The organism is Prochlorococcus sp. MIT 1300, assembly GCF_034092375.1.
Classification (GTDB): domain Bacteria; phylum Cyanobacteriota; class Cyanobacteriia; order PCC-6307; family Cyanobiaceae; genus MIT-1300.
Genome location: NZ_CP139302.1, coordinates 1,378,293 through 1,402,830 on the forward strand (window position 1 = coordinate 1,378,293; position 24,538 = coordinate 1,402,830).

A 24,538-nucleotide genomic window follows, 5' to 3' on the forward strand; every position below is an offset into this window, starting at 1 on the left:
AGCGGTTGATGGCCTCTTCTACTGCCCTTCGTGATTCTTCTAGCCAAAACCTTTCTATGACTAAGAAGGTATATGGCGAGGTCGATTTAGTTAGTTCGTATTTGCGTGATATTGGTAGGGTTCCACTTTTGACCCATGAGCAAGAAATTACTCTTGGGCGTCAGGTTCAGAACTTGATGGATTTGGAGGCGCTGCATTCTGATCTGCAGCAAAACCATGGAGAGTTGGTTGATAATGAAGATTGGGCTAAAGCTGCAGGAATTTCGCCTTCGGAGCTTAAAAAGAAGTTAAAACTTGGTCATCGCGCTAAGGAGCGTATGGTTGCTGCGAATTTGCGTTTAGTAGTAAGCGTTGCCAAGAAATATACCAAGCGGAATATGGAGCTTATGGATTTAATTCAGGAGGGAACGATTGGTTTAGTTCGAGGAGTAGAAAAGTTTGACCCTGCTCGTGGATATAAGTTTTCTACATACGCATATTGGTGGATTCGTCAGGGCATAACTCGTTCTATTGCGGAAAAAAGTAGGTCTATTCGCTTACCAATACATATTACTGAGATGCTCAATAAGTTAAAAAAAGGACAAAGGGACCTTAGTCAAAATCTTGGTAGGACTCCTTCAGTTAAAGAATTAGCTGAGTTTGTTGAAATTTCAGAGGAAGAAGTCAAAGATTTAATGTGCAGTGCTAGGCAGCCATTAAGTTTGGAGATGAAGGTTGGGGATTCAGAAGAAACAGTTTTGTTAGATATGCTTCCGACAGATAATCTGACCCCGAGTCAGGATATTGATTCCCGCTGTATGAAAAGCGATCTGAATGACTTATTAGGACAGTTACCTGACTTACAAAATAGAGTTTTACGTATGCGATATGGAGTTGATGGAGAAGATCCGATGAATTTAACTGCTATAGGAAGGGTTATTGGTATTAGTCGTGACAGAGTCCGTAATCTTGAAAGAGATGGATTGATTGGTCTTCGTAAATTGAGTGAAAATGTTGAAGGTTATTTAGCTGCTTGAATTATCTTTACTAGAAGAGGGTTTACCTCTTCAGGCATTTCATCATGGGGGCAATGACCGGCATTAGGTATTATTTCTAAAGACCTAATAGATTGCATGGATGAGTGCCATCTCTTTGCCTCTTGAATTGGTTCCCATGGATCTTCTTCGCCCCATATCAGGTCTATAGGAATATCTAGATTTTTAATTAATTGTGGTGCCAAATGATCATCAAATAAGTTGATAAATCCCCTAAAAGATTCTGATGCACCTGGCCTTTTACTAGGGTTCAGTAAAATACTTACAAGTGATTCGTTGACATTCCTTCCACTTGGGTATGCCTGCCTGAGTACTTTTTTGACTACAGATGATTGTGCTGCATTACGAAATAAATTACTACTCAGCCACCTTTGCTTTACAAGAAACTTTAGAGTTGGCCTGCTCCAGCTCATCCAGAGGGGTTTCCCTGGAAGCCTCTTGTCGTCCATTGCTCTAGTTGCGCAATCAATAAGAATCACTCCGCAGCAAAGTCCTTTTAACATTTGAGCTGCTCTTAGTGAAACTATTCCACCAATAGAATTCCCTACTAATATGACTGGTTTTTTTATAACTTCTTTGCAGAAATCAGTCACTTGTGAGCCCCAATTATCAAAGTTGTAGTAGAAACCAGACTCCTGGAACTCTTCTCCTTGTAGCAATGCCCTCGGCTGACTGCTATTCCCGAAGCCTATTAAATCAATTGCATAACAATCAGCATGTGCGGACAATATATTTTGATTATGCCGCCAATGTTCTTTGCAAGCTCCAAACCCATGAACAAGAAGTACTGCTGGGGAGGTGCTATTCATCCCAGCTCGGCTCCAAGCAACTTTCCAATTTTGCCATTCCCAGGCTTGGCTCTTGGGTGGTTTCAAGTTTACTGCTTAAGAGTGATTTTATTTGAAATATTCTAGTAATAAAGCTTACTTTCCTCTGCTCCAATGGACAATCTCTCAATTGTATATTTGATCTCCTCTAGATCTATTTAAGAGGTTATTTCTCGACTAAAGTTATCATCTTACCTTTAAGAACTAAGCTTTCCTGCATTGAGTTGATCTAAATTTTTTATTTTTGCTTGTTCCGAAGAGAATTAGTTGTTAATATGCTTTTCAAAAGCGCGTTAGCAATTAGCGTAACTTATATAAAATTTTAGCTTTTAATAATTGAAGCTTTGAGGGTGGTAGTAATGCGATTTTTCTTTAAATTTCTATACCTAAGAGCGTCTTTATTGTATTAAGCTCTATCATTTGGAATGATCAAATGGTTTTATTTTTTCGAATTATTGTGCAAGCTTTTCATTGAAGAAAAATAGTCAAAAGTGTCCTCAAGCATTATTAATCAACTCTGGGAAGGCTTTTGCTCTCCAGCGAGTTATTTTTACATGGTTTGATGATCACGGGCGACATGCAATTCCCTGGAAGCTAAAAGCAGATGGCTGTAGGCCTGCATCAGGGGAAATCATTGGAGCTTATGGTGTCTGGATTGCGGAAATAATGCTTCAGCAGACACAGCTCAAGACGGTTTTGCCTTATTGGCATAAGTGGATGGATGTCTTTCCTGGGCTAATTGAGTTGGCTTCTGCTGATGAACAGACTGTTTTATTGCTTTGGCAGGGTCTTGGTTATTACTCAAGAGCACGTCGTATTCATAAAGCTTCAAAGATTTTGTTGGATCTGATTGGAGCTAAGGAATCTGGAGACCCTAATGCTTGGCCTAGGGATTTAGATACTTGGATGGCTTTACCAGGTATTGGTCGAACTACGGCAGGCAGCATTATTTCTTCTGCATTTGATTTACCTGAAGCCATTTTGGATGGGAATGTTCAAAGGCTTTTGGCTCGATTATTTGCTTGCAACAGCGAGCCTAAGAAAAATTTGTCAGATCTTTGGACGTTAATTGAACAACTCCTTGATCATGAAAGGCCAAGAGATTTTAATCAGGCGATCATGGACCTAGGGGCAAAGATTTGTATACCAAAAAACCCGTTGTGTTCTAAATGTCCATTGCGCAGGCATTGTTTTGCTTACGCTTCTGGTCAACAGAAGATGTTGCCAATGAAGGATGTGAAAAAGAAGCTCCCCTTCCATGTCATAGGAATTGGTGTAGTAGTTAATGAATCTGGGCAAGTTTTGATTGCTCAGCGTCTGGCCGAAGGTCTTTTAGGAGGTCTATGGGAATTCCCTGGAGGTAAGCAGGAGGAAGGGGAGGTGATTGAGCTCACTATTTCTCGAGAACTTAAAGAGGAATTAGATATTGATGTTGAGGTTGATGAAAAATTAGTTTCTTTCGAGCATGCTTATAGCCACATGAAACTTCGATTTGAAGTTTTCCTTTGTAGACATATAGATGGAGAGCCAAAACCTCTTTCAAGTCAAAAGGTTAAATGGGTTACGCTTTCGGCATTGTCTGAATACCCATTTCCAGCGGCCAATGCTCGCATGATTGCTTCCTTAAGAGATCATTTGAACTATGACAAGAAAGCCAGAGCTGAGTATTTTCAAGACATCTAATTGAGAAATGATGCCTGGGAGTGATGGCTCTGCTTTAAATCAACCTAAATTCATTTGTTTTGGTGAAGGGTTAGTTGATCGCTTGGGACCTTTGGGCGGTAATCCAGATTGTGATCTTCCTGTAGATGACTGTCTTGGGGGAGCCCCTGCCAATGTGGCCTGTGGGTTAGCAAAACTTGGAAATGATGTCGCATTTATAGGTAGGTTTGGTAATGATTCAATTGGTAGAGATTTCCGCAAATTAATGACCCATAGAGGCGTTAATTTAAAGGGTTGTCAAATAGATCTTCTAAGACCCACTCGAATAGTTTTAGTGCAAAGAGATCTTAAGGGAGATAGAACTTTTAAGGGCTTTTCGGGTGATCAAAAGGATGGTTTTTCTGATCAAGCAATAGATTGCCAATCTATTTCTAAAGTTTGGGATTACTTGCATAAAAAGGCTTGTTGGCTGTTAATAGGCTCAATCCCACTTGCTTCTCCTGTTTCTGCAGAATCACTACTTTGGTGTATCGATAGGGCTAAAAAGAATGGGTTGAGAATCGCATTTGATGTGAACTGGAGGCCAACATTTTGGGATGCCAAATTGCCGGCAAACAGTGGGCCCAGTGAGAATGTGAAGGAATTAATAGCTACACTATTTGAGTCTGCTTCTTTATTAAAGCTTGCCAGAGAAGAGGCGATTTGGTTTTTCAATGAGACAGATCCCTGTTTGATTTCGAGGTCTTTGCCCCTGTCTCCAGATGTAGTAATTACTGATGGTTCGAAAAAAGTGAAATGGTGGATGTTCGGGAGGCAGGGCGAAACTGATGTGATGCCAGTGCGTTCAGTGGTTGATACCACTGGTGCTGGCGATGCTTTTACCGCAGGTTTACTTCATCAATATCTCTTGAAAAATGTATTTCCTGATCAAGAGCTATATCCAGACAACATGGTTAGGTTCGCGGCAGCTTGTGGTGCGATGGTCTGTGGTGGCGCAGGAGCTATTTCACCTCAGCCTTCTAAGCATGAAGTGGAAGTTTTTTTGTCTAGTTTCGAAGGTTTGATCAGCTGAGCTAAACGCTCGGTTCGATTTAAGTATTTCAGTTTCAATTTCCAAGCATCAGGAAGGGCAATCCCCAACCTTTCTGGCCATTCAACCGCGATTAAAGCAGCAATGGTTATGGCTTCTTCCTCTTCTTGGAGAAAAAGCTCATCAGCAGATTGTCTTTCCGTTAGACGATATAGGTCGATATGTATTAGGGGTGGTTGACCCATTGGATAATGCTGGGCTAAGGGAAAGGTGGGACTCGTAATTGCCTCGTCTATACCTAGCCCTAAAGCAAGTCCTTTGACTAAAGAAGTTTTCCCTGCGCCTAAGGGACCCTCCAGGAGCAGGATGCTGCAATCAGGCAGTTTGTTGGCCAAGCTTTTCCCCAGCGCAACAGTTTCATCTAGGTTCTTTAAGATCCATTGTTCATCTGTAGATTGCCTCACGTGAGAGTTTGATCTCTCATGGATTTCGCAGAAATTCCTTTCCAAGCTTCCCTCTGAGAGTTTTAACTATGGTGGCAGTGTCCACATCATCGCCCTCTAATGCAGTAGAGGATTTTCGTGACTATGTAGTTGCAGACATTGGTCTAGCAGGCTTTGGGAGGAAAGAACTTTCGATTGCTGAGACTGAGATGCCTGGTTTGATGGCATTGAGGAAGAAATACAGCAGTGAAAGGCCACTTAAGGGGGCTCGTATTGCGGGGAGTCTTCATATGACTATTCAAACTGGGGTCCTTATTGAAACTTTGGTCTCTTTAGGCGCTGAAGTGCGTTGGGCTTCTTGCAATATCTTTTCTACACAAGACCATGCTGCTGCAGCTATTGCTGCGACTGGTGTCCCTGTATTTGCTGTTAAAGGCGAGACCCTAGATGAATATTGGGCTTATACCCATCGAATATTGGAATGGGGAGACGGTGGTTCTCCTAATATGATTTTGGATGATGGAGGTGATGCGACAGGGTTAGTAATGCTTGGGAATAAGGCTGAGCAGGATATCTCGGTCTTGGAAAATCCAAGCAATGAGGAGGAAATTTCATTATTTGCATCTATACGCAGTAAGTTGAAGGAGGATTCAAATTTCTACTCTAGAATTAAAGAAGAGATAAAAGGTGTAACTGAAGAGACTACCACTGGAGTTGCACGTCTTTATCAGATGCAAAAGAGTGGCGACCTTCCTTTCCCTGCAATCAATGTAAATGACTCTGTCACGAAGAGTAAATTCGATAATCTTTATGGGTGTAGGGAATCACTTGTAGATGGTATTAAACGTGCAACAGATGTAATGGTGGCTGGTAAAGTTGCTTTGGTTATTGGTTATGGCGACGTTGGAAAGGGTTCTGCTCAATCATTAAGAGGATTGGGGGCGACTGTGATGATTTCAGAGATAGATCCGATTTGTGCTCTGCAAGCTGCAATGGAAGGTTATAGGGTTGTTAGGCTTGAAGATGTGGTTGAGGAAGTTGATATTTTTGTCACAGCAACCGGTAATTATAAGGTCATTATGCATGACCACTTAACTAGGATGAAGGATGAGGCAATTGTATGCAACATTGGTCACTTTGATAATGAGATTGATGTTGCATCATTGAAAAACTACTCTTGGGAGAATATCAAGCCACAGGTAGACCACATAACGCTCCCTAGTGGGAATAAGATCATTCTGTTAGCAGAAGGCCGATTGGTGAACCTTGGCTGTGCAACTGGACATCCAAGTTTTGTGATGAGTAACTCTTTTACGAATCAAGTTCTTGCGCAAATTGAGTTATTTGTTAAGGGTTCAAATTATCAGAATAAGGTTTATGTTTTGCCCAAGCATCTTGACGAAATGGTTGCCAGATTGCATTTAGGCAAAATAGGTGCCAATCTAACCACGTTAACTACTGAGCAGGCCAAATATATTAATGTTCCTGTTGAAGGTCCTTATAAGAGTGATCACTATCGCTATTGATAAAACCATATAAATCTCTTCTTAAGTCTCTAAAAGGTTTCACTGTATCTACGAACAATGAGTTTGATTGAACTGATTAATGCTTTGCCTCAGTTCATAGGAAATGCTGTGGAAGCCAATCAAGCCCTTGGATATCTAGCGATTTTCTTGGCAATGTTTTTAGAAAATATTTTCCCTCCCATACCTTCTGAACTTATTATGCCTTTAGGAGGTTTTTATGTTCAACAAGGCCAATTAGATTTTCTTCCAGTGGTTTTGGCAGGATTGCTAGGCACTGTTCTGGGAGCTTTGCCTTGGTATGGACTAGGCCGACTTGTTAATGAACAAAGGATGGAGTTGTGGTTGACTCATAATGGTAAATGGATAGGTATTAGTCCAGATGAATTGGCTCGTAGTCGCCGCTGGTTTGCCCGTTATGGTAGTGCTTTAGTTTTCTGGGGGAGACTGGTTCCAGGAATTCGAACATTGATTTCTGTGCCAGCAGGAATTGAGATAATGCCACTAGCCCCTTTCTTGATATGGACAACCGCAGGGACTCTTATTTGGACTCTTTTGTTGACATTTGCCGGGTATGTACTAGGGGCAAGTTATATGAATGTTGGTATTTGGTTGGAACCTTTTTCTAAAGTGATAAAAGTGTTACTTGTTTTAGTTATTTGTTCAGCGGTTGGTTGGCTGGCAATCCGAATTTTAAGAATTTATCAACGCAAAAAAAAACTATGAATTGATTCCTTTTGCATTAAAAGGGAATTTCATCATTTGTTGGATTGTTTTGGTTGCTAGTAGTAAATCCATTGGGCTCTGAATCTCTTTTAGAACCTAAAAGTTCAAGGCGGTCTACGCGAACAACAGGCTTGGTTCTACTTTCCCCCGTGTTTCGATCGGTCCAGCTATCTAGTTTGAAGCTTCCTGTAATACCCAATAGGGAACCTTTCTTAACGTAATCAGCGGCGACTTGAGCTTGCTTCCCCCAGATTTCGAGATTGAACCAGTCAGGCTCCTCATCACGCTTTCTTCGATTCACCGCGAGAGTGAGGTTTGCTACGACATTCCCCGATTCGAAGTAACGCACTTCTGGATCCCTGCCAGCACGTCCAACTAGCGTTACTGAATTGACGCTCATAATGCACAACAGAATTTGTTATCGCCTAATAATGAGTCACTTAAGTCAGAACTGTTTGAAGTATTTGTATCCTGTCGCCGTCATTAACAGGTTAATCAACGGCAGAAAGCCCTTATGATTCGCCGATCTGTCTCGGCCAACTGTGTTTTTTAGTCGCTTTAAGCTTTCGCGTGATATCGGAATCGATCTTGGCACCGCTAACACACTGATTTACGTGTCAGGGAAGGGGATAGTCCTTCAGGAACCTTCAGTGGTGGCAATGGATTTAGAAGAGGGCTTGCCTATGGCTGTAGGGGATGATGCGAAATTGATGCTTGGACGGACTCCAGGAAACATTCGTGCTGTGCGGCCCTTGAGAGATGGGGTCATTGCTGATTTTGATGCAGCTGAACAGATGCTTAAGAGCTTCATTCGGAAATGCAATGAAGGTCGTGGCATCATTGCACCACGTTTAGTGGTGGGGATCCCTAGTGGTGTTACTGGTGTCGAAAGAAGAGCTGTTCGAGAAGCAGGTATGGCTGGAGCTAGAGAAGTTAATTTGATTGATGAACCAGTTGCTGCGGCTATTGGCGCCTCTCTGCCAGTGACTGAGCCCATTGGCACAATGATTGTGGATATTGGTGGGGGCACTACTGAAGTTGCTGTTTTAAGTCTTGGCGGAACGGTTTTAAGTGAATCAGTACGGGTGGCTGGTGATGAGTTGAACGATGCAATTGGTACCTATCTAAAAAAGGTTCATAACCTTGTAGTTGGTGAAAGGACAGCTGAGGAAATCAAGATTCGTATAGGTTCTGCTTTCCCTGATAATGAATTTGACCTTCAATCAATAGATGTAAGAGGGCTTCATATGCTTTCAGGTTTACCTAGATCTATCAATTTGCAGGCTGGAGACTTGAGAGAGGCGATGGCCGATCCTTTGAACAACATTGTTGAGGCAGTCAAGAGAACTCTTGAGCGAACTCCACCAGAATTGGCTGCGGATATTGTTGATAGAGGAATTATGTTGGCTGGAGGAGGTGCATTAGTTCGTGGTATTAGCGATTTAATAAGCCATGAAACTGGGATTTTTACTCATGTGGCAGAAGAACCATTGCTTTGTGTTGTTAATGGTTGTGGCCAAGTACTAGAGGATTACAAGAGGTTTAGGCGAGTAGTTGATACTCCTGATTTTGCAAGAGCTGCTATTAAGGATTGATTGTTGTGTCTCCCATTTGGGCGATAGTCTTCAGAACACGCAGACTGGTTCAAGTTTGGAGATTGGTGTTCTTTTTAGGGGTTTTGTTTTTAGTTCGTTGGACTAAAGGAGCAGGCGTTGTAGATATCTATGCGTTCATTACTAGGCCACTTTGGCCAGGCCCAGCTCAAAAGGAATGGATTCAATCAGCGGCGGACCTTGAATCTCAGACCAAATTGAAATTATTAGAGGAAGATAATCGGAGACTAAGAGGTCTTTTATCTCTGCAAGCCTCAGGAGGAAATAAACGTATTTCAGCGGCAGTCATTTCTCGATCTGTCAGGGGATGGTGGCAGCAAATTGAGCTGTCCAAGGGAAGCACTCATGGCGTTCGAAGAGGTGCCGCAGTATTGGGGCCAGGTGGATTGATTGGAAGAGTTGAAAGTGTTACCCCAAGCACCTCCCGGGTACGGTTGTTAACTGCTCCTGGAAGTCGGATTGGGGTTTGGGTTCCTCGCACTCAGCGTCATGGATTATTAATTGGAGTGGGGACACGAAGGCCGCAACTTGTTTTCTTAGACAAGGATCCCAAAGTTTCTGCAGGAGATTTAATAAGTACTTCTCCGGCTAGTACGTTGCTACCTCCAAACTTGCCTATAGGAGTTGTTCAATCACTGAATCAAAAGGCCCAGCCTTCACCTCAAGCGGCCGTTCAGCTAATAGCTGCTCCTGAAGCTATTGATTGGGTACAGGTTCAAACTATTTGATGTCTAGGCTTTATAAACGACCAGCTTGTGTTGCTTCTGCCTTATTAGTCCCACTTTTCACTTTGTGGAGTCCTACTTGGTTGAGCTTTACTGGAGTTGCTCCTTGTTGGTCGATTTTTTGGTTGTTGCCTTGGGCTCTCGTTGATGGGCCGATGTCAGGGGTTTTGGCTGGAATGAGCTTGGGTTTGATTCTTGATGGAATAAGTATTGGAGGTCCTAGTCAAATTCCGGCATTAGTGATTCTTGGTTGGTGGTGGGGACGATTAGGCAAATCAGGAGCTCCTGTTGAACGTAGTTTGAATATTGGGTTATTAGCTTGGCTAGGAACAATTTTTCTAGGACTCACGATTGCATTGCAGACATTTTTCATTGCTCAATATGATTCCAGCTCCGTTTTTTCTATTTGGATTTGGCAAAATCTCTTGATTGAGGCTTTCCTTACAGGACTTTTTGCTCCATTCATTGCTTCCTGGGGACTGTTGCAATGGCGTCAGCAGCGGTTTTAAAATATTGAATCCACCTATTGCAGAATTATCGGTTTTTGTGGAGGAGGAACAAATGATTAGTTTTGCTTATTTTTAAAAGAGCTTTTAAAAGAAAATTTGGTAGCTGGGGGGGTAAAAAGCTTTGAGAGCAAGATAATTAACCTTCTTTTTTGGAATGGTTGAGTAATATTGCCTAAGCGTAAGTACTCGTTAAATCTTAAGAAAATAAGTAAGTCCTATTGGATCAGGCCTTTTAGCTGGGTTTCTTAACTGGCGGAAGGTTATGGTTGCTTTTCTTGATGAGGAATTGCTTATGTCAGGGGGAGGCCCATCCAAGCTACAAAGCATTGATGGGCCTGGGCAGAAAGCTCCAGGATTCCCAAAGGCTTCAATTCTGGTTGTAGATGATGAACCAGCTGTTCTAAAGGTCTTAATCACCAGATTGCAGCTGGCTGGTTATCGAGTCATGTCAGCTGAAGATGGTGAGCAGGCTTTAGAAGTCTTCCATAACGAATCTCCAGATCTTGTGGTTTTGGATGTCATGTTGCCAAAGTTGGATGGCTTCGCAGTATGCAGAAGACTTAGGGCTGAATCTTGTGTTCCAATTATTTTTCTTACTGCTTTAGAAGCTATTTCTGAGCGCGTTGCTGGCTTAGATCTTGGCGCTGATGATTACCTTTCCAAACCTTTTAGCCCTAAAGAATTGGAGGCACGCATAGCCACCATTTTGAGGAGGGTTGGCCCTGGCTCTTCTGTTGCGGAGCCGCGAGACCTTCCAGTTGGTCAAGGAGTAATGAGACTGGGTGATCTAGTCGTGGACACTAATCGCAGACAAGTAAGTAGGGCGGGTGAAAAAATTGGCTTGACCTATACCGAATTTAGTTTGCTTGAGTTGTTGTTCCGTGAACCCGGTCGTGTTGTTCCAAGAGCAGAAATTTTGGAGCAGTTGTGGGGTTACCCACCACGGCGAGCAGCCGATCTTAGAGTTGTTGATGTTTATGTCGCTCGTTTGCGTGGAAAGTTGGAACCTGATCCCCGTAATCCTGAGTTGATTCTTACTGTGAGAGGGATTGGTTATGCATCCCAGCGCTCAGGTGAATTCCCTGTGGCATTAGCCAGTTGAAGAAGAAGTTCTTTGGATAGGCCAAATGTATGATCTAGCGCCAAGATGACGGCGGATTGCAAAGATTATTTTGTCTGATCTCCGCGAGACTCGCTTAGAAAAAGCTAATGCTTTAAAAATGATTGGGCAGGGTCCTTATGCCCAACGTTTTGATTCAAGCCACAAGACTGCATCTTTGCAAGAAGATCATGCTGACTTGCCTAATGGTGAAGAGAGGGATGTTGTTGTTTCTATTGCAGGGAGAATTGTCTCTCGTCGAGTGATGGGAAAGTTAGCATTTTTTTCTTTGGCCGATGAGAGTGGCACTATTCAGCTTTTCTTAGACAAGTCAACACTGAATTCACTTTCCTCTGATGAAAATCAGTTGAAGCCTTTTAGCCAAATCACGACTTTGGTCGATCTGGGAGATTGGATTGGCGTTAGTGGAATATTGCGGCGAACTGACCGTGGAGAGTTATCGATCAAGGTTAGACAATGGACCATGTTGTCTAAATCCCTGCAGCCACTTCCTGATAAATGGCATGGCTTATCAGATGTTGAAAAGAGATATAGACAGAGGTATTTGGATTTAATTGTTAATCCCTCTTCAAGAAAGACTTTTCGGAGAAGAGCCTTAATGGTCAGTGCAATACGTCGTTGGTTAGATGAACGAGATTTTTTAGAAATCGAAACTCCTGTTTTGAATGCCCAGGCAGGTGGGGCTGATGCAAGACCGTTTGTTACGCACCACAACACACTCGACCTTTCGTTGTATTTGCGTATTGCTACTGAGCTTCATTTGAAGCGACTTGTTGTGGGTGGATTTGAACGGGTTTATGAATTAGGCAGGATTTTTCGTAATGAAGGCATCAGTACTCGACATAACCCTGAGTTCACCTCTGTAGAGATATATCAAGCTTTTGCGGATTACACCGACATGATGAATCTGACTGAAGAGTTGATATCCAATGTTTGTTTGCAGGTATGTGGCTCTATGAAGGTTGCCTATCAAGAACAAGAAATTGATTTCCAGCCTCCATGGAGAAGAGCCACTATGCATGAGCTCGTTGAGGAAGCAACTGGTATTGATTTCAGTAGTTTTGACGATCATTCAGCTCTGACGACTGCAATGATTGGTGCTGGATTAGAAGTATCGGAAACTTCTGATTCTGTAGGGCGCCTACTAAATGAGGCGTTTGAACAGTGTGTTGAGAGTAATTTGATTCAGCCGACTTTTGTCATTGATTATCCGATTGAGATTTCCCCACTTGCGCGTAAGCATCCATCCAAAGAAGGATTGGTTGAAAGGTTTGAGTTGTTTATTGCAGGAAGAGAAACTGCTAATGCATTTAGTGAGTTGATTGATCCAATCGATCAGCGAGCAAGGCTTGAGGCCCAGCAGCTAAGGCGCCAGGCAGGCGATTTAGAGGCTCATGGGGTAGATGAGGATTTTTTGAATGCTCTTGAAGTCGGCATGCCTCCTACTGGAGGGCTTGGGATTGGTATAGATCGCCTAGTTATGTTGTTGACGGATAGCCCTTCAATTCGCGACGTTATTGCGTTTCCTCTCCTTCGCCCAGAGGTTACAACAAAAAGTTCCTAGCTTTAGGCCGCCGCAGTGGGATAATTAATAACAGTGGCAAGGTCCTCTTCGTATGAGTGGCGAGCGCGTAGGTTTCCGCTTCAAACACACCGATGCGGTGGTCAAGCGCAATCCCCAGGGTCGTTCTAGGCGTGGCTGGGTCATGGAGCCGGTTGAGCAGACCACAAGTCGTGGTACAAAGATGCCTGCGTATCGGATACGTTGGCGTGATAGTGAGCGGCCTGAGATTGTGCTTCAGCACATGTTGATTGCTGATCCTGATCCAACCCCACCACCAGAGAATGTGAGTCTTGAGCCTCCTGCTAAAAATTGAGCTAATTAGTTAGCTTTTTTTTGCTTGAGATCATCAAGCTCTTGTTGGGCTTCAAAATCTCTCCATTCCTTTTCGATTGTCGAGCTTGTTGAGCTGGATACTTCGTTGAGAGTGAGGCTTTGTTTTTCTATGTCCCTAAGATTATCACCTAATTGCTTGAGATTCGACCAAATTTCTTCTCCTTCAGAAATAAGATTTTGAATATGCTTATCAGCTTTTATTGCTAAAGAATGAGCACCATATTTCTCGGCTCGTTTAGACCTTTCCTTCCATAACCTAATTTGTTTTACCAGTTCAATTAACTCTTTTCGTAGCTTGTTTGCTGCATCTTTTAATTGCAGTTCTTTTCGCATTAGCTTGTATCCTTGATCTCTTTCAAATTGCTCATTTAGCAAGAAGTCTTGGTAAGGGTTTGAACGTAAGAAGCGCTCCAGCTTGGAATCAAGGTTTTGCTCTAACTCTTGCAGCCAATTATCGCTCATGGTTGTGTTGATGGACTAGTTATTAGAGGTTGTTCAATTTCTTCTCTTAGCGGGGCTATGGCAGAGTCTCGAGATAGAAGAATTATTTGCGTAAGCTTCGCAATAGATCTTTCAGAGATTTTAAGTGTGCTTATTCGATCAAAGGTTCTTTTATATAGACTATCAAGCTCATCTATAAGAGCTTCTCTTTGGGCTAACAAGACTTCTCGCTGTTCTTTTTTAGACATTGTTAGCATTGAGAGAGTGTTTGAATAGACTAGGCTTTCTTCGGGAATATACTCATTTGCATTAATATAACTTGTATTCTTGAATTTTAATATCTCGACTGGGCTGATTTAATTTCTTTATCTGAAACCTTGCGTTTTTCCTCTTGTCGCTTGTCATGTAATTTGCGCCCTTTGCCAAGGCCAATAGTGAATTTAATCCAAGAACCTTTCAGGTGAATACTTAGTGGAATTAGCGTGAGCCCTTTTTTTTCGATTTGTCCACGTAACTTATCAATTTCTCGGCGGTGTGCAAGTAGCTTTCTTACTCTTAATGGATCATGATTGAAATAGGTACTTGCTTGTTTGTGAGGGGATATGTGAACATTGTGGAGTTGCAATTCTCCTTTTCGAATAAGACAAAAGCCGTCTCGAAGATTTGCTTGGCCAGCGCGAATTGATTTCACCTCTGTTCCAAGCAGTTCAATTCCGGTTTCAAGCGTTTCTAGAATTTGATATTGATACCTTGCCAGACGATTATCTGCTAATAAGCGGTTGGCAGCTGCCCGTGCAGCAGCTGAAGCTTTTTTTTTGCTTGATTTCACCATCTGTTCTTCATGATGACTTGACCTGATCCATTGCTAGGTACCCTTTCAGCATGGCAATAGTTTCTTCGAAAAAGGGTCGGGAGGATTCCTATCCGAAAATGCCTAAAGATAGGCTGATGGATGCTGAGGCTTTACGAGGAGAAGAGTGTTCTCAAAAAGATGATGGCCTTAGACCTAAGTCTCTTAATGAATATATTGGCCAGTCTGCGTTAAAGCAGGTACTTGGAATTGCGGTGGAGGCGGCTTTAGGGAGAGCTGAAGCACTTGATCATGTTTTGCTTTATGGACCTCCTGGTCTTGGCAAAACAACGATGGCAATGGTTTTAGCTAAAGAACTTGGTGTTAGATGTCGAATCACGAGTGCTCCAGCGCTGGAGCGTCCTCGAGACATCGTGGGTTTATTGGTCAATTTGCAGCCTCGTGAGGTTTTATTTATTGATGAAATCCATCGACTCACAAGAGTTGCGGAAGAACTGTTGTATCCCGCCATGGAGGATAGAAGGATTGACTTGACTGTTGGTAGAGGGGGCACAGCAAGAACAAGAGCCTTAGAGCTTCCCCCTTTTACATTAGTGGGAGCAACTACTCGAGCAGGAGCCTTGAGTTCGCCATTAAGGGATAGATTTGGATTGATTCAGCGACTTGGCTTTTATGGTCTTGATGATCTCAAATTAATTGTTCAAAGAACTTCTGATTTATTGCATTTATCATTAACAGAGGAGGCTTGTTTGGAGGTCTCGCGAAGATGTAGAGGAACTCCACGAATTGCGAATCGTTTACTTAGGCGTATTAGAGATTTTGCTGCAGTGCGTGGAAGTGTTTTATTGATCGAGCCAAGACTAGTTGATGAAGCTCTTCAGCTCCATCATGTAGATACTCTTGGGCTTGATCAAAGCGATAGGCGTTTATTAGAAGTTTTAAATAATAATCATGGTGGTGGGCCTGTAGGATTGGAGACTCTTGCTGCTGCTCTTTCTGAGGATTCCACTACATTAGAATCTGTAGTTGAACCTTTCTTGCTTCAGATTGGTTTTATTCAACGAACACCTCGTGGAAGAATTCTGACAGAAGCAGGGCGAAACCATCTCTTATCAACTAAACCTTAATGAGACTTTTTGAATCATCCTCAATATTCTTTAGAGTATGCTTAATAGTTATTTTAATAATTAACATTACTGTATTTCCTCAAGGGCTTGATGCTCAGCAAGATGATTCTGAATTACAAGTTCTTTTTGAACAGGCACTTTCAGAAAGTAAAGAAGGTGATTTTGGTTCTGCTTTAACTCGTTGGGATCAGTTTTTAGATATTGCTCCTAACGATGCTGCAGCTTTGAGCAATAGAGGAAATGTACGTTTGGCTTTAGGTGATGTTGACGGGGCTATTGCAGATCAATCGATAGCTATAGGTCTGGATCCATTGGAGATAGATCCTTATTTGAATAGAGGTATTGCAGAGGAGCTTTTGCACCTTTGGGATGATGCGGCAAGCGATTATTTGTTTATTCTTGGTCAGGATCCAGAGAATTCTTCAGCGCTTTATAACCTCGCAAATGTTTTGGGATCGCAAGGTGATTGGGAAAAGGCCCAAGACCTTTATAAAAGGGCTTCAATTTCTAGACCAGGTTTTGCAATGGCGCGCTCTAGTCAAGCTTTGTCGGCCTATCAATTAGGTGATTTTGATAACGCAGAATCCCAACTACGTAACATAATTCGGCGTTATCCCATGATGGCTGATGCCCGAGCTGCTTTGTCTGCACTTTTATGGCGAAGTGGATCTTTTGGAGAGGCTGAGAGTCATTGGGCTGCAGTCGCTGGATTGGACAATCGCTATAGGGATAGAGAATGGCTTGTAGAAATTCGTCGTTGGCCATCAGAGCCAACCGCAGATCTCATGGCTTTTCTTGATCTACGGAGGCGATGAAAAGGATTTTGAATTGGACTGAACGTCTTGAAGGTTTTTTAGATGATTTGATTGAGCTGCGAAGACATTTGCATGCTCATCCTGAATTAAGTGGTGAGGAATACCAGACCGCTGCTCTTGTTGCAGGTGAGCTGCGCAAGATTGGTTGGAGGGTTAAAGAAGGGGTCGGTCGTACTGGTGTTGTTGCTGATTTAGGAACTGATAGGCCTTGTATTGGATTAAGAGTTGATATGGATGCATTGCCAGTAGAAGAACAAACTGGTTTGGCTTATACCTCTAAAAGGCAGGGTGTAATGCATGCATGTGGGCATGATTTGCACACCACTATTGGGATTGGAGTGGCAAGGCTTTTGGCAGATGAAGAGCTTCCTGTAGGAGTTCGGATAATTTTTCAACCCGCTGAGGAGCTTGCTCAAGGAGCTGGTTGGATGAGAGATGAGGGCGCTCATCTAGGCCTTGAAGCGCTCTTTGGGGTACATGTTTTTCCTGAGTTGCCTGTTGGCAGTATTGGAATCCGTTCTGGCACACTTACGGCAGCAGCTGGCGAACTAGAGATACAAATTCTTGGTGAAGGAGGACATGGGGCGAGGCCTCATGATTCAGTAGATGCAATTTGGATTGCTGCGAGGGTAATAACTGGATTGCAGGAAGCAATTAGTCGGCGTTTAGATGCTCTTGAGCCTGTAGTTGTTAGCTTTGGCAAGATTGATGGTGGTAGTGCTTTTAATGTCATTGCCGACCGTGTGAGACTCATAGGGACTGTTCGATGTTTAGACAACACTCTTAATAAACATTTGCCAGCTTGGATAGAAGAGACAGTAAAGGGTATTTGCAGTAGTTTTGGTGCAAAAGCTTTAGTTAAGTATCGTTCTATTGCTCCACCTGTAGTTAACGATCCAGAACTAATTGATTTGTTGAAAAGATCAGCAAGTTCACAGCTAGGAACCGAAAAAGTCTTATGGCTTGCGAAGCCTTCTTTGGGAGCAGAAGATTTTGCTGAGTTTTTACAAGATGTACCAGGAGCCATGTTTAGACTTGGTGTTGCTGATACTGATGGATGTGCTCCTTTGCATAGTGGCAAGTTCTGTCCAAGTGAAGATTGTTTAGCTGTTGGTATCAAGGTTTTTACCGCTACTCTTCTTGAATGGATCAATAAGCGTTCGGAGTTACCGCTAGAACACCAATGAAGTCACCCGGACATCTTTGGCTTTCACTTGCAGCCCCTTTTTTAATTGTTTTGGCTTGTTTTGGCCTTATCGTGCGCCAGGGTACAGATCAACTGCAGAGCTTGCCAGCCTTACTGGTTGGGGCTGGACTAATTATTAGTGGGAGTCTTGGAAGACGTCGTCGACGCCAAAAGTTGTTGTTGGCATTATTAAGAGATAGGCAGGTACCAAGATGAATGAAAGAGTCTTGAGGTTTTTAAAATAGTAATTTCTTCTTGGTTTTTGGCTAAGCAATAGGATGAAAAATTGCAGGGTATTAATTGAAATAGCTTATTTTTAGTAGATTTAGGGCTTAGTTCTTGAAATCGGGCTAAATTTTATATACCGCTAGGGGTGCTAGTCAAAAACTTTCGACTGGCTGAGATCACACCCTCTGAACCTGATCCGGGTAGCACCGGCGAAGGGAAGTGAATAAGAGTGACCCTTGGCTGACCAAATTGCTTTTTAGATCATGCGTGCCTCATGGGTGACTCCTCGTAGAGGAAAGGCCAACGTTTCTCAATTGCACTTTGCTCGTAATGAAGTGCTTACTGAAGAAATGGCTTATGTGGCGAACAAGGAAAGCCTGCCTGAGTCACTTGTCCTTCAAGAAGTGGCTAGGGGCAGGATGATCATTCCTGCAAATATCAATCACCTTAATTTGGAGCCAATGGCCATAGGGGTCGCATCTAAATGCAAGGTGAATGCAAATATTGGCGCATCACCTAATGCAAGTGATGTGAATGAAGAGCTAAAGAAGTTAGAGCTTGCTGTGAAATATGGGGCTGATACTGTGATGGACCTTTCAACAGGAGGAGTAAATTTAGATGAAGTTCGAACAGCAATAATTAATGCTTCTCCAGTGCCAATAGGCACTGTTCCTGTTTATCAAGCTTTAGAGAGTGTTCATGGCTCTATAGAAAAGTTATCTGAGGATGACTTCCTAGACATTATTGAGAAACATTGCCAGCAGGGAGTTGATTACCAGACCATTCATGCAGGCCTTTTAATTGAACATCTTCCAAAGGTGAAAGGGAGATTAACTGGAATAGTGAGTAGGGGAGGAGGGATTTTGGCCCAATGGATGCTTTATCACCACAAGCAGAACCCTCTTTACACTCGTTTTGATGATATTTGTGAAATCTTCAAAAGATATGATTGCGCTTTTTCTCTAGGAGACTCTTTGCGCCCTGGCTGTGTCCATGATGCTTCGGATGAAGCGCAATTGGCAGAGCTAAAAACCCTTGGGGAGTTAACCAAAAAGGCTTGGCAACATGATGTGCAGGTAATGGTTGAAGGTCCAGGACATGTGCCTATGGATCAAATAGAGTTCAATGTGCGCAAACAAATGGAAGATTGTTCAGAAGCACCTTTTTATGTGCTTGGACCTTTGGTAACAGATATTGCGCCAGGCTATGACCATATAACCAGTGCTATTGGTGCTGCAATGGCCGGATGGTATGGCACGGCGATGCTTTGTTATGTCACTCCAAAAGAGCATTTAGGTCTTCCGAATCCAGAGGATGTTCGTGAAGGGCTTATAGCTTATAAAATTGCTGCTCATGCAGCCGACATTGCTAGACATCGCCCAGGTGCTCGCCTACGAGATGATGAGCTAAGCCGTGCACGTTATTCCTTTGATTGGAATAAACAATTTGACCTTTCATTAGATCCTGAGCGTGCTCGTGAATATCATGATGAAACACTTCCTGCGGATATTTATAAGCAAGCAGAATTTTGCTCAATGTGTGGGCCAAAACACTGTCCTATGCAAACTAAAATCACAGATGAAGATATCGCTGAGCTTGAAAAAGCTTTGGATTCAAAAGGGGCATCTGAACTGAATACTGTGAAGCTAGATAAGAAAACTTGATGCTTTAATTTAGGGCAAGCTGGTTTAAATTAAAAAGCTAATTATGTAGTTTGATTCATGGTTTTTCTGAACCATTCTATGGTTGAATCCAAGCCTTGCTCTAAAGAAATTGTAGGTTTCCAGTTTAACTCATTTTCCGCTAAAGTTATGATTGGCTGTCTTTGTAATGGGTCATCAGCTGGTAATGGTTTCTCGATAATTTTTAAATTTGGCTGTATGCGTTTACGGATTAATTCAGCTAATTCACGAATAGTGAATTCCCCAGGGTTCCCTATATTTATAGGTCCTGAATGCTTGCCATTCATAAGCTTTATCATTCCATTGATGAGGTCATCTACATAGCAAAAAGATCTTGTTTGACTTCCATCTCCATAAAGTGTGAGGGGTTCGCCTTTGAGTGCCTGAACAATGAAATTACTTACTACTCTCCCATCATTTGGTAACATTCTAGGCCCATAAGTGTTGAAGATTCTCATTACTCGGATTTCAGTTTCATGCATTCTTTGATAGTCAAAGCAAAGGGTCTCTGCAATACGTTTGCCTTCGTCATAACAGCTTCTTATTCCAATGGTGTTAACGCAACCTCTATAACTTTCAGGTTGAGGGTGTACTTCAGGGTCACCATAAACCTCGCTGGTACTAGCTAATAGTATTCTTGCCCCTACTCTTCTTGCTAGCCCAAGCATATTATATGTTCCTAGGAAACTTGTTTTTGCTGTTTTAATTGGGTTGAACTGATAGTGTACTGGCGAAGCTGGGCACGCTAAGTGCCAGATTCTATCTACCTCTAATTGGATGGGGACAGTTACATCATGGCGGATAAGTTCAAATTTTCTGTGCCCAATCCATTGCGATACATTATCTTTTCTACCTGTAAAGTAGTTGTCTAGGCAGATAACCTCCTCGCCATTTTGCATCAACTGATCTATTAAATGAGACCCTAGAAATCCTGCCCCCCCTGTCACTAGATTTCGGTAAGAAGTTTTGTTTCCCATAGTTAGTGTTAATGATTTTAGATAGAGGTGCGGCTTGAGTGGTTGGTGAAGTTTGTGCCTTTGTTGTATTCGTTAGGTTGAATTATGGTTACTTTCCTAGGGTTTAGGAATCAGCCAAAACCAATGAAGGTGTTGGCTGATGTTTATTTTATTGTATCTCCTAAAAATAATAATATAAGACTAGTTAGCCAAGCAATATTTTCGACTTTGATATGACATTTTCAACCGTAAATCCAAATTTCTCCATGCACGTTCCACCTGGAGCCGATGCGCCAAAACGACTCATGGTGATGCTATCCCCATCAAGCCCAATGTATTTGTGCCATCCAAAAGATTCTGCTGCTTCTACAACAATTCGTCTTCTTACAGATGAAGGGAGTACATCCTCTTTATAGCTTGGGCTTTGCTCCTCAAAAAGTTCAACACAAGGCATGGAAACCACCCTAACCTTGTGGCCTTCAGATGTGAGCTTTTCAGCTGCTTTTACGCAGAGGTCAAGCTCACTTCCAGTGCCTATAAGTATTAGATCAGGAGTTCCAACGCAGTCATTTAAGACATATCCACCTAGAGCAACTTTGTCTATAGATGAGTTTTTTTGATTTGCCATACCTTGCCTGCTTAGGCATAAAGCACTTGGACGCTTTCGGTTGGATATGGCAAGTTTGTATGCCCCACTTGTTTCATTTCCATCTCCTGGGCGGAAGACAAGGAGGTTTGGCATTGCTCGTAGTGAGGGAATAGTTTCGATAGGTTGATGGGTTGGGCCATCTTCTCCTACACCAATTGAGTCGTGGGTCAGTACATAAATAACGCCTAATTCGCTTAATGCTGATAGACGCATTGAGCCTCTCATATAGTCCGCGAATACAAGAAAGGTTCCGCCATAAGGAATTAGCCCACTGTTGTGGTAGGCAATTCCATTGAGGATGGCGGCCATGGCATGTTCTCTGACGCCAAAGTGGAGATAGCGCTTTTCAGGAGTGGAAGATTGGAAAGAACCAGATTCTCCTTTGATATCTGTGTAGTTGGAGTGAGTAAGGTCGGCAGATCCACCGATTAGTTCAGGCAAATTTGGTCCAAGTGCACCTAGGCAGATTTGAGAGTGTTTTCGGGTGGCAAGACCTTTGTCTTCTGATGTATAGGTCGGGAGGTCTTTATCCCAACCATCTGGTAATTCACCTCGGAGCATACGCTCTAACTCTGCTGAATCGTCAGGGTAATTCTTTCGATAATCATTGAGTAAATTATTCCATTGAGACTCTAAGTCCGCACCTTTTGTAATTGCTTTTCTGTAATGATCATAGGCCTCCTGGGGCACTTCAAAAGGTGAATAGTTCCAGTTAAGTTGTTTACGAGTTAGATCTGCTTCCTCTTCGCCTAAGGGTGCACCATGCACTCCTGCAGTATCGCTTTTATTAGGTGAACCAAATCCAATAGTAGTAGTTACTTTTATGATTGAAGGTCTGTCAGTGACAGACTTTGCTGTTTCAATTGCTTTTGCAATAGCTTCTACATTTGTATTTCCATCAGGGACATGTTGTACATGCCACCCATATGCTTCATAGCGCTTGAGAACGTCTTCGGTAAAAGAAACATCAGTGCGCCCATCAATTGTAATTTTATTGTCGTCATATAAAGCGATTAATTTCCCAAGCTTTAAATGACCTGCGAGTGAACAGGCTTCTGATGAAACCCCTTCTTGATTACATCCATCACCCATTACTACATATGTGTAATGGTCGACAATCTTTGCATCAGGTTTGTTGAACTTTGCTGCTAGATGTGCTTCAGCTATTGCAAGTCCGACAGCGTTCGAGATGCCTGCTCCAAGGGGACCTGTAGTCACTTCAACACCAGCAGTTTCGAAGGTTTCAGGGTGACCAGGTGTTCTTGACCCCCATTGCCGGAAAGCCTTTATGTCGTCAAGGGTTACTGAGTCATAACCAGTCAGGTGAAGCAGCGCATAGATGAGCATGCAGCCATGACCCGCTGAAAGCACGAATCGATCACGATTGAACCATCTGGGGTTTTTGGGGTTGTGATTAAGAAATTTGTCCCAGAGGGTGTACCCCATGGGAGCACAACCCATTGGTAAACCTGGGTGACCGCTGTTGGATTTGTTAACTGCATCGACGGCTAACATCCTGATGCTGTTGATGCATAGGGTGTCGAGAGAAGCTTGTGCAGCGGTCATGGTTTGAAAAGTGGTTTTAAGAATTCTGAAGGATTGAGTGAAAAAGGTTCCTTAGGTCATCTTGCGGAAGGCAAGGCAGACGTTATGGCCGCCAAAACCAAAGGAATTCGAGAGAACTACACCTAGGTGGTATTCCCGTGCTGTGTTGGGTACGTAGTCCAGATCACAGGCAGGATCAGGATTGGAGTAGTTAATCGTTGGAGGCGCTACTCCATGCTTTAGGGCAAGTGCACATGCAACTGCTTCAATCCCTCCTGATCCTCCCAGAAGATGACCAGTCATAGATTTTGTGGAACTAATTGGGATTGTTTTTGCTCTGTCGCAAAGCACACTTTTTATTGCGGCAGTTTCATTGCTGTCATTGGCTGGTGTGCTAGTGCCATGCGCATTGATGTAATCAACTTGATTTGGATTGATTTGAGCATCATCTAAAGCTAGGTGGATTGCTTTTGCACCCCCTACACCTCCTGGAGTTGGTGAAGTGATGTGGTGAGCATCGCAGGTGGTCCCATAGCCAATCACTTCTCCGTAGATCTCTGCTCCTCGGCTCATTGCATGGTCAAAGGTTTCTAGAACCATGACACCAGCGCCTTCGCCAATAACAAAGCCATCTCTGTCTTTGTCGAAAGGGCGACTTGCTGTTGAAGGATCGTCGTTACGAAAAGAAAGTGCTTTGGCACTTGCAAAACCTGCAACTCCTAAAGGAGTAATGCTTGCTTCTGCGCCCCCGCAGATCATCGCATCGGCCTTGCCAAGTTGAAGAAGGCGAAAAGCGTCTCCGATTGCGTTGGATCCCGCTGCACATGCTGTTGCAACTGCGGAACTAGGTCCTTTGGTCCCAAGGGCAATTGCCGCTAGGCCAGTGGCCATGTTCGGGATCATCATTGGAACTGTAAAGGGACTTACCCGTCCAGGTCCCTTGTCAGCAAGGACATGTGCTTGGGTCTCCATGGTGAGTAGTCCACCAACACCAGAGCCAATGATGATCCCAATGTTTGTTTCATTGTTTTCATCAATTACAAGTCCAGAATCAGCCAGAGCTTGCTTGGCCGCAATGACACCAAATTTTGAGAATCGATCCCATCGTTTCGATTCTTTTGGTTCAAGAAACCCTTTGGTATCAAAGTTCTTTACTTCAGCAGCAAATCGACAGGCATGGGCAGATGCATCAAAAAGGGATATGGGCGCAACACCGTTGCGACCTGCGGTAAGCCCTTTCCAGTAATCCGCGACATTGTTACCAATCGGCGTAATCGCACCGAGGCCAGTGACCACAACGCGATGGAGAGCCTCCACCATTGTGTTTCCTCAAGCTTGCTTGTCTTCGATGTATTTGACGGCGTCGCCAACTGTGGCAATGCCCTCAGCTGCTTCGTCAGGGATTTCGATGTCGAAGGCTTCTTCTAGTGCCATGACTAGCTCGACAGTGTCAAGCGAGTCTGCTCCTAGGTCGTTTTGAAAATTTGATTCAGGCTTGACTTCGCCAGCATCGACACTGAGTTGTTCAGCAACGATGGAGCGGACTTTCTCGAGAATTGCTTCTTGGGACATAGCCGTGAAGTTGGGACCACGCATCCTACGGGCTAGAGGTCTGGAGTTAACAACAGTGACGGCAGAACGCTCAACCTGTATCAGATGGTGCAATCGCGGTTAACTTTGTGTCAGGCACCTTTTGTTCCGGAACGGACTTATGTCCCACGCTGTCAAGATCTACGACACTTGCATTGGCTGCACACAGTGCGTCAGGGCATGTCCCCTCGACGTCCTTGAGATGGTCCCATGGGATGGCTGCAAGGCAGCTCAGATCGCCTCATCCCCTCGCACAGAGGACTGTGTGGGTTGTAAGCGGTGTGAGACTGCATGCCCAACTGATTTCCTTAGTATCCGTGTATACCTGGGTGATGAAACCACCCGAAGCATGGGTCTCGCATACTGATTTTTCAGGCACAAGGCATTTAGGGGTAAGGT

At 43.3% G+C, this 24,538-nt stretch carries 27 protein-coding genes and 1 riboswitch; of the genes, 17 read left to right on the forward strand and 10 right to left on the reverse strand.

The window, feature by feature from the left end:
• The first annotated feature begins 8 nt into the window (after positions 1-8).
• Positions 9-1,016: an RpoD/SigA family RNA polymerase sigma factor gene (locus SOI83_RS07105; protein ID WP_414153401.1), complete on the forward strand. Its 1,008-nt coding sequence runs from the start codon at positions 9-11 to the stop codon at positions 1,014-1,016.
• Here the strand turns inward: SOI83_RS07105 and SOI83_RS07110 are convergent.
• A complete protein-coding gene (locus tag SOI83_RS07110; protein WP_320676004.1) occupies positions 1,001-1,843 on the reverse strand; it encodes an alpha/beta fold hydrolase in 843 nt (280 codons plus the stop codon). The two genes, SOI83_RS07105 and SOI83_RS07110, sit on opposite strands and share 16 nt — an antisense overlap.
• Before the next feature lie 489 nt (positions 1,844-2,332).
• Here SOI83_RS07110 and mutY point away from each other — a divergent pair, with 489 nt between their 5' ends.
• Complete coding sequence (gene mutY, locus SOI83_RS07115; RefSeq protein ID WP_320676005.1) at positions 2,333-3,544, forward strand: A/G-specific adenine glycosylase; 1,212 nt, start codon at positions 2,333-2,335, stop codon at positions 3,542-3,544.
• A gap of 7 nt (positions 3,545-3,551) precedes the next feature.
• Positions 3,552-4,595 (forward strand): carbohydrate kinase, encoded by a 1,044-nt coding sequence (locus tag SOI83_RS07120; RefSeq protein ID WP_320676006.1) that lies wholly within the window; start codon positions 3,552-3,554, stop codon positions 4,593-4,595.
• Here the strand turns inward: SOI83_RS07120 and tsaE are convergent.
• Complete coding sequence (gene tsaE, locus SOI83_RS07125; RefSeq protein ID WP_320676007.1) at positions 4,535-5,017, reverse strand: tRNA (adenosine(37)-N6)-threonylcarbamoyltransferase complex ATPase subunit type 1 TsaE; 483 nt, start codon at positions 5,015-5,017, stop codon at positions 4,535-4,537. The two genes, SOI83_RS07120 and tsaE, sit on opposite strands and share 61 nt — an antisense overlap.
• Before the next feature lie 77 nt (positions 5,018-5,094).
• Between tsaE and ahcY the strand changes: the two genes are divergently transcribed.
• Both ahcY and SOI83_RS07135 read left to right on the forward strand, forming a co-directional pair.
• Positions 5,095-6,522, forward strand: coding sequence for an adenosylhomocysteinase (gene ahcY / locus SOI83_RS07130; protein WP_414153402.1), 1,428 nt, complete (start codon positions 5,095-5,097; stop codon positions 6,520-6,522).
• Between the two features lie 57 nt (positions 6,523-6,579).
• On the forward strand, positions 6,580-7,245 hold the full coding sequence (locus SOI83_RS07135; RefSeq protein ID WP_320676009.1) for a DedA family protein: 666 nt from the start codon (positions 6,580-6,582) through the stop codon (positions 7,243-7,245).
• 16 nt (positions 7,246-7,261) lie between these two features.
• Here SOI83_RS07135 and SOI83_RS07140 read toward each other — a convergent pair whose 3' ends face one another.
• Positions 7,262-7,645, reverse strand: coding sequence for a single-stranded DNA-binding protein (locus SOI83_RS07140; protein ID WP_320676010.1), 384 nt, complete (start codon positions 7,643-7,645; stop codon positions 7,262-7,264).
• Positions 7,646-7,787: 142 nt separating this feature from the next.
• Here SOI83_RS07140 and SOI83_RS07145 point away from each other — a divergent pair, with 142 nt between their 5' ends.
• The 6 genes from SOI83_RS07145 to SOI83_RS07170 all read left to right on the forward strand — a co-directional run bounded on the left by SOI83_RS07145 (position 7,788) and on the right by SOI83_RS07170 (position 13,089).
• Positions 7,788-8,840, forward strand: coding sequence for a rod shape-determining protein (locus SOI83_RS07145; protein ID WP_320676011.1), 1,053 nt, complete (start codon positions 7,788-7,790; stop codon positions 8,838-8,840).
• 14 nt (positions 8,841-8,854) lie between these two features.
• Positions 8,855-9,586 (forward strand): rod shape-determining protein MreC, encoded by a 732-nt coding sequence (gene mreC, locus SOI83_RS07150; protein WP_414153445.1) that lies wholly within the window; start codon positions 8,855-8,857, stop codon positions 9,584-9,586.
• Complete coding sequence (locus tag SOI83_RS07155; protein ID WP_320676012.1) at positions 9,586-10,092, forward strand: rod shape-determining protein MreD; 507 nt, start codon at positions 9,586-9,588, stop codon at positions 10,090-10,092. The genes mreC and SOI83_RS07155 overlap by 1 nt, the downstream gene beginning before the upstream one ends.
• A gap of 292 nt (positions 10,093-10,384) precedes the next feature.
• A complete protein-coding gene (gene rpaB / locus SOI83_RS07160) occupies positions 10,385-11,194 on the forward strand; it encodes a response regulator transcription factor RpaB (protein ID WP_320677702.1) in 810 nt (269 codons plus the stop codon).
• 118 nt (positions 11,195-11,312) lie between these two features.
• Positions 11,313-12,776, forward strand: a complete 1,464-nt coding sequence (gene lysS, locus SOI83_RS07165; RefSeq protein WP_414153446.1) for a lysine--tRNA ligase — start codon at positions 11,313-11,315, stop codon at positions 12,774-12,776.
• 52 nt (positions 12,777-12,828) lie between these two features.
• Positions 12,829-13,089, forward strand: coding sequence for a hypothetical protein (locus tag SOI83_RS07170; protein ID WP_320676013.1), 261 nt, complete (start codon positions 12,829-12,831; stop codon positions 13,087-13,089).
• A 5-nt stretch (positions 13,090-13,094) separates the two neighbouring features.
• On the opposite strand, the gene SOI83_RS07175 is transcribed toward SOI83_RS07170, so the two are convergent.
• From SOI83_RS07175 to smpB, 3 genes are all read right to left on the reverse strand, one after another.
• Positions 13,095-13,571 carry a hercynine metabolism protein gene (locus SOI83_RS07175; RefSeq protein ID WP_320676014.1) on the reverse strand — a complete coding sequence of 159 codons (477 nt, stop codon included), beginning with the start codon at positions 13,569-13,571 and terminating at the stop codon, positions 13,095-13,097.
• Entirely contained in the window at positions 13,568-13,798 is a 231-nt protein-coding gene (locus SOI83_RS07180; RefSeq protein WP_320676015.1) for a hercynine metabolism small protein, read from the reverse strand. The genes SOI83_RS07175 and SOI83_RS07180 overlap by 4 nt, the downstream gene beginning before the upstream one ends.
• Before the next feature lie 86 nt (positions 13,799-13,884).
• On the reverse strand, positions 13,885-14,382 hold the full coding sequence (gene smpB / locus SOI83_RS07185; RefSeq protein ID WP_320676016.1) for an SsrA-binding protein SmpB: 498 nt from the start codon (positions 14,380-14,382) through the stop codon (positions 13,885-13,887).
• A gap of 98 nt (positions 14,383-14,480) precedes the next feature.
• On the opposite strand from smpB, the gene ruvB reads away from it, so the two are divergent.
• The 5 genes from ruvB (at position 14,481) to thiC (ending at position 19,381) form a co-directional block, all read left to right on the forward strand.
• Entirely contained in the window at positions 14,481-15,488 is a 1,008-nt protein-coding gene (ruvB, locus tag SOI83_RS07190) for a Holliday junction branch migration DNA helicase RuvB (RefSeq protein WP_320677706.1), read from the forward strand.
• The gene (locus SOI83_RS07195; protein WP_320676017.1) at positions 15,488-16,303 is read left to right on the forward strand and encodes a tetratricopeptide repeat protein; all 816 of its coding nucleotides are present in this window, start codon (positions 15,488-15,490) and stop codon (positions 16,301-16,303) included. The genes ruvB and SOI83_RS07195 overlap by 1 nt, the downstream gene beginning before the upstream one ends.
• The gene (locus SOI83_RS07200) at positions 16,300-17,490 is read left to right on the forward strand and encodes an amidohydrolase (RefSeq protein ID WP_320676018.1); all 1,191 of its coding nucleotides are present in this window, start codon (positions 16,300-16,302) and stop codon (positions 17,488-17,490) included. Before SOI83_RS07195 ends, SOI83_RS07200 begins: the two co-directional genes overlap by 4 nt.
• Entirely contained in the window at positions 17,487-17,705 is a 219-nt protein-coding gene (locus SOI83_RS07205; protein WP_320676019.1) for a DUF3188 domain-containing protein, read from the forward strand. Before SOI83_RS07200 ends, SOI83_RS07205 begins: the two co-directional genes overlap by 4 nt.
• 143 nt (positions 17,706-17,848) lie before the next feature.
• Positions 17,849-17,952: riboswitch (TPP riboswitch) on the forward strand.
• 28 nt (positions 17,953-17,980) lie between these two features.
• Positions 17,981-19,381 carry a phosphomethylpyrimidine synthase ThiC gene (gene thiC, locus SOI83_RS07210; RefSeq protein WP_320676020.1) on the forward strand — a complete coding sequence of 467 codons (1,401 nt, stop codon included), beginning with the start codon at positions 17,981-17,983 and terminating at the stop codon, positions 19,379-19,381.
• Positions 19,382-19,422: 41 nt separating this feature from the next.
• Here thiC and SOI83_RS07215 read toward each other — a convergent pair whose 3' ends face one another.
• From SOI83_RS07215 to acpP, 4 genes are all read right to left on the reverse strand, one after another.
• The gene (locus tag SOI83_RS07215; RefSeq protein WP_320676021.1) at positions 19,423-20,376 is read right to left on the reverse strand and encodes a UDP-glucuronic acid decarboxylase family protein; all 954 of its coding nucleotides are present in this window, start codon (positions 20,374-20,376) and stop codon (positions 19,423-19,425) included.
• Positions 20,377-20,560: 184 nt separating this feature from the next.
• Positions 20,561-22,570, reverse strand: coding sequence for a transketolase (gene tkt, locus SOI83_RS07220; RefSeq protein ID WP_320676022.1), 2,010 nt, complete (start codon positions 22,568-22,570; stop codon positions 20,561-20,563).
• Positions 22,571-22,621: 51 nt separating this feature from the next.
• Positions 22,622-23,869: a beta-ketoacyl-ACP synthase II gene (fabF, locus tag SOI83_RS07225; protein ID WP_320676023.1), complete on the reverse strand. Its 1,248-nt coding sequence runs from the start codon at positions 23,867-23,869 to the stop codon at positions 22,622-22,624.
• 9 nt (positions 23,870-23,878) lie between these two features.
• Positions 23,879-24,121 carry an acyl carrier protein gene (acpP, locus tag SOI83_RS07230; RefSeq protein WP_066910276.1) on the reverse strand — a complete coding sequence of 81 codons (243 nt, stop codon included), beginning with the start codon at positions 24,119-24,121 and terminating at the stop codon, positions 23,879-23,881.
• 139 nt (positions 24,122-24,260) lie between these two features.
• Between acpP and psaC the strand changes: the two genes are divergently transcribed.
• On the forward strand, positions 24,261-24,506 hold the full coding sequence (gene psaC / locus SOI83_RS07235; protein WP_012196283.1) for a photosystem I iron-sulfur center protein PsaC: 246 nt from the start codon (positions 24,261-24,263) through the stop codon (positions 24,504-24,506).
• Positions 24,507-24,538: the final 32 nt, after the last annotated feature.

What these genes read in the sequence shown, in the direction of transcription:
- SOI83_RS07195 (WP_320676017.1), top strand. Translation starts at nt 15,488, where the DNA reads ATGAGACTTTTTGAATCATCCTCAATATTCTTTAGAGTATGCTTAATA.
- SOI83_RS07110 (WP_320676004.1), bottom strand. Translation starts at nt 1,843, where the DNA reads ATGAATAGCACCTCCCCAGCAGTACTTCTTGTTCATGGGTTTGGAGCT.
- SOI83_RS07155 (WP_320676012.1), top strand. Translation starts at nt 9,586, where the DNA reads ATGTCTAGGCTTTATAAACGACCAGCTTGTGTTGCTTCTGCCTTATTA.
- rpaB (WP_320677702.1), top strand. Translation starts at nt 10,385, where the DNA reads ATGTCAGGGGGAGGCCCATCCAAGCTACAAAGCATTGATGGGCCTGGG.
- ruvB (WP_320677706.1), top strand. Translation starts at nt 14,481, where the DNA reads ATGCCTAAAGATAGGCTGATGGATGCTGAGGCTTTACGAGGAGAAGAG.
- SOI83_RS07120 (WP_320676006.1), top strand. Translation starts at nt 3,552, where the DNA reads ATGATGCCTGGGAGTGATGGCTCTGCTTTAAATCAACCTAAATTCATT.
- acpP (WP_066910276.1), bottom strand. Translation starts at nt 24,121, where the DNA reads ATGTCCCAAGAAGCAATTCTCGAGAAAGTCCGCTCCATCGTTGCTGAA.
- SOI83_RS07170 (WP_320676013.1), top strand. Translation starts at nt 12,829, where the DNA reads ATGAGTGGCGAGCGCGTAGGTTTCCGCTTCAAACACACCGATGCGGTG.
- SOI83_RS07205 (WP_320676019.1), top strand. Translation starts at nt 17,487, where the DNA reads ATGAAGTCACCCGGACATCTTTGGCTTTCACTTGCAGCCCCTTTTTTA.
- SOI83_RS07180 (WP_320676015.1), bottom strand. Translation starts at nt 13,798, where the DNA reads ATGTCTAAAAAAGAACAGCGAGAAGTCTTGTTAGCCCAAAGAGAAGCT.
- SOI83_RS07140 (WP_320676010.1), bottom strand. Translation starts at nt 7,645, where the DNA reads ATGAGCGTCAATTCAGTAACGCTAGTTGGACGTGCTGGCAGGGATCCA.
- lysS (WP_414153446.1), top strand. Translation starts at nt 11,313, where the DNA reads ATGATTGGGCAGGGTCCTTATGCCCAACGTTTTGATTCAAGCCACAAG.
- smpB (WP_320676016.1), bottom strand. Translation starts at nt 14,382, where the DNA reads ATGGTGAAATCAAGCAAAAAAAAAGCTTCAGCTGCTGCACGGGCAGCT.
- thiC (WP_320676020.1), top strand. Translation starts at nt 17,981, where the DNA reads ATGCGTGCCTCATGGGTGACTCCTCGTAGAGGAAAGGCCAACGTTTCT.
- SOI83_RS07200 (WP_320676018.1), top strand. Translation starts at nt 16,300, where the DNA reads ATGAAAAGGATTTTGAATTGGACTGAACGTCTTGAAGGTTTTTTAGAT.
- fabF (WP_320676023.1), bottom strand. Translation starts at nt 23,869, where the DNA reads ATGGTGGAGGCTCTCCATCGCGTTGTGGTCACTGGCCTCGGTGCGATT.
- psaC (WP_012196283.1), top strand. Translation starts at nt 24,261, where the DNA reads ATGTCCCACGCTGTCAAGATCTACGACACTTGCATTGGCTGCACACAG.
- tkt (WP_320676022.1), bottom strand. Translation starts at nt 22,570, where the DNA reads ATGACCGCTGCACAAGCTTCTCTCGACACCCTATGCATCAACAGCATC.
- SOI83_RS07215 (WP_320676021.1), bottom strand. Translation starts at nt 20,376, where the DNA reads ATGGGAAACAAAACTTCTTACCGAAATCTAGTGACAGGGGGGGCAGGA.
- SOI83_RS07175 (WP_320676014.1), bottom strand. Translation starts at nt 13,571, where the DNA reads ATGAGCGATAATTGGCTGCAAGAGTTAGAGCAAAACCTTGATTCCAAG.
- SOI83_RS07135 (WP_320676009.1), top strand. Translation starts at nt 6,580, where the DNA reads ATGAGTTTGATTGAACTGATTAATGCTTTGCCTCAGTTCATAGGAAAT.
- SOI83_RS07105 (WP_414153401.1), top strand. Translation starts at nt 9, where the DNA reads ATGGCCTCTTCTACTGCCCTTCGTGATTCTTCTAGCCAAAACCTTTCT.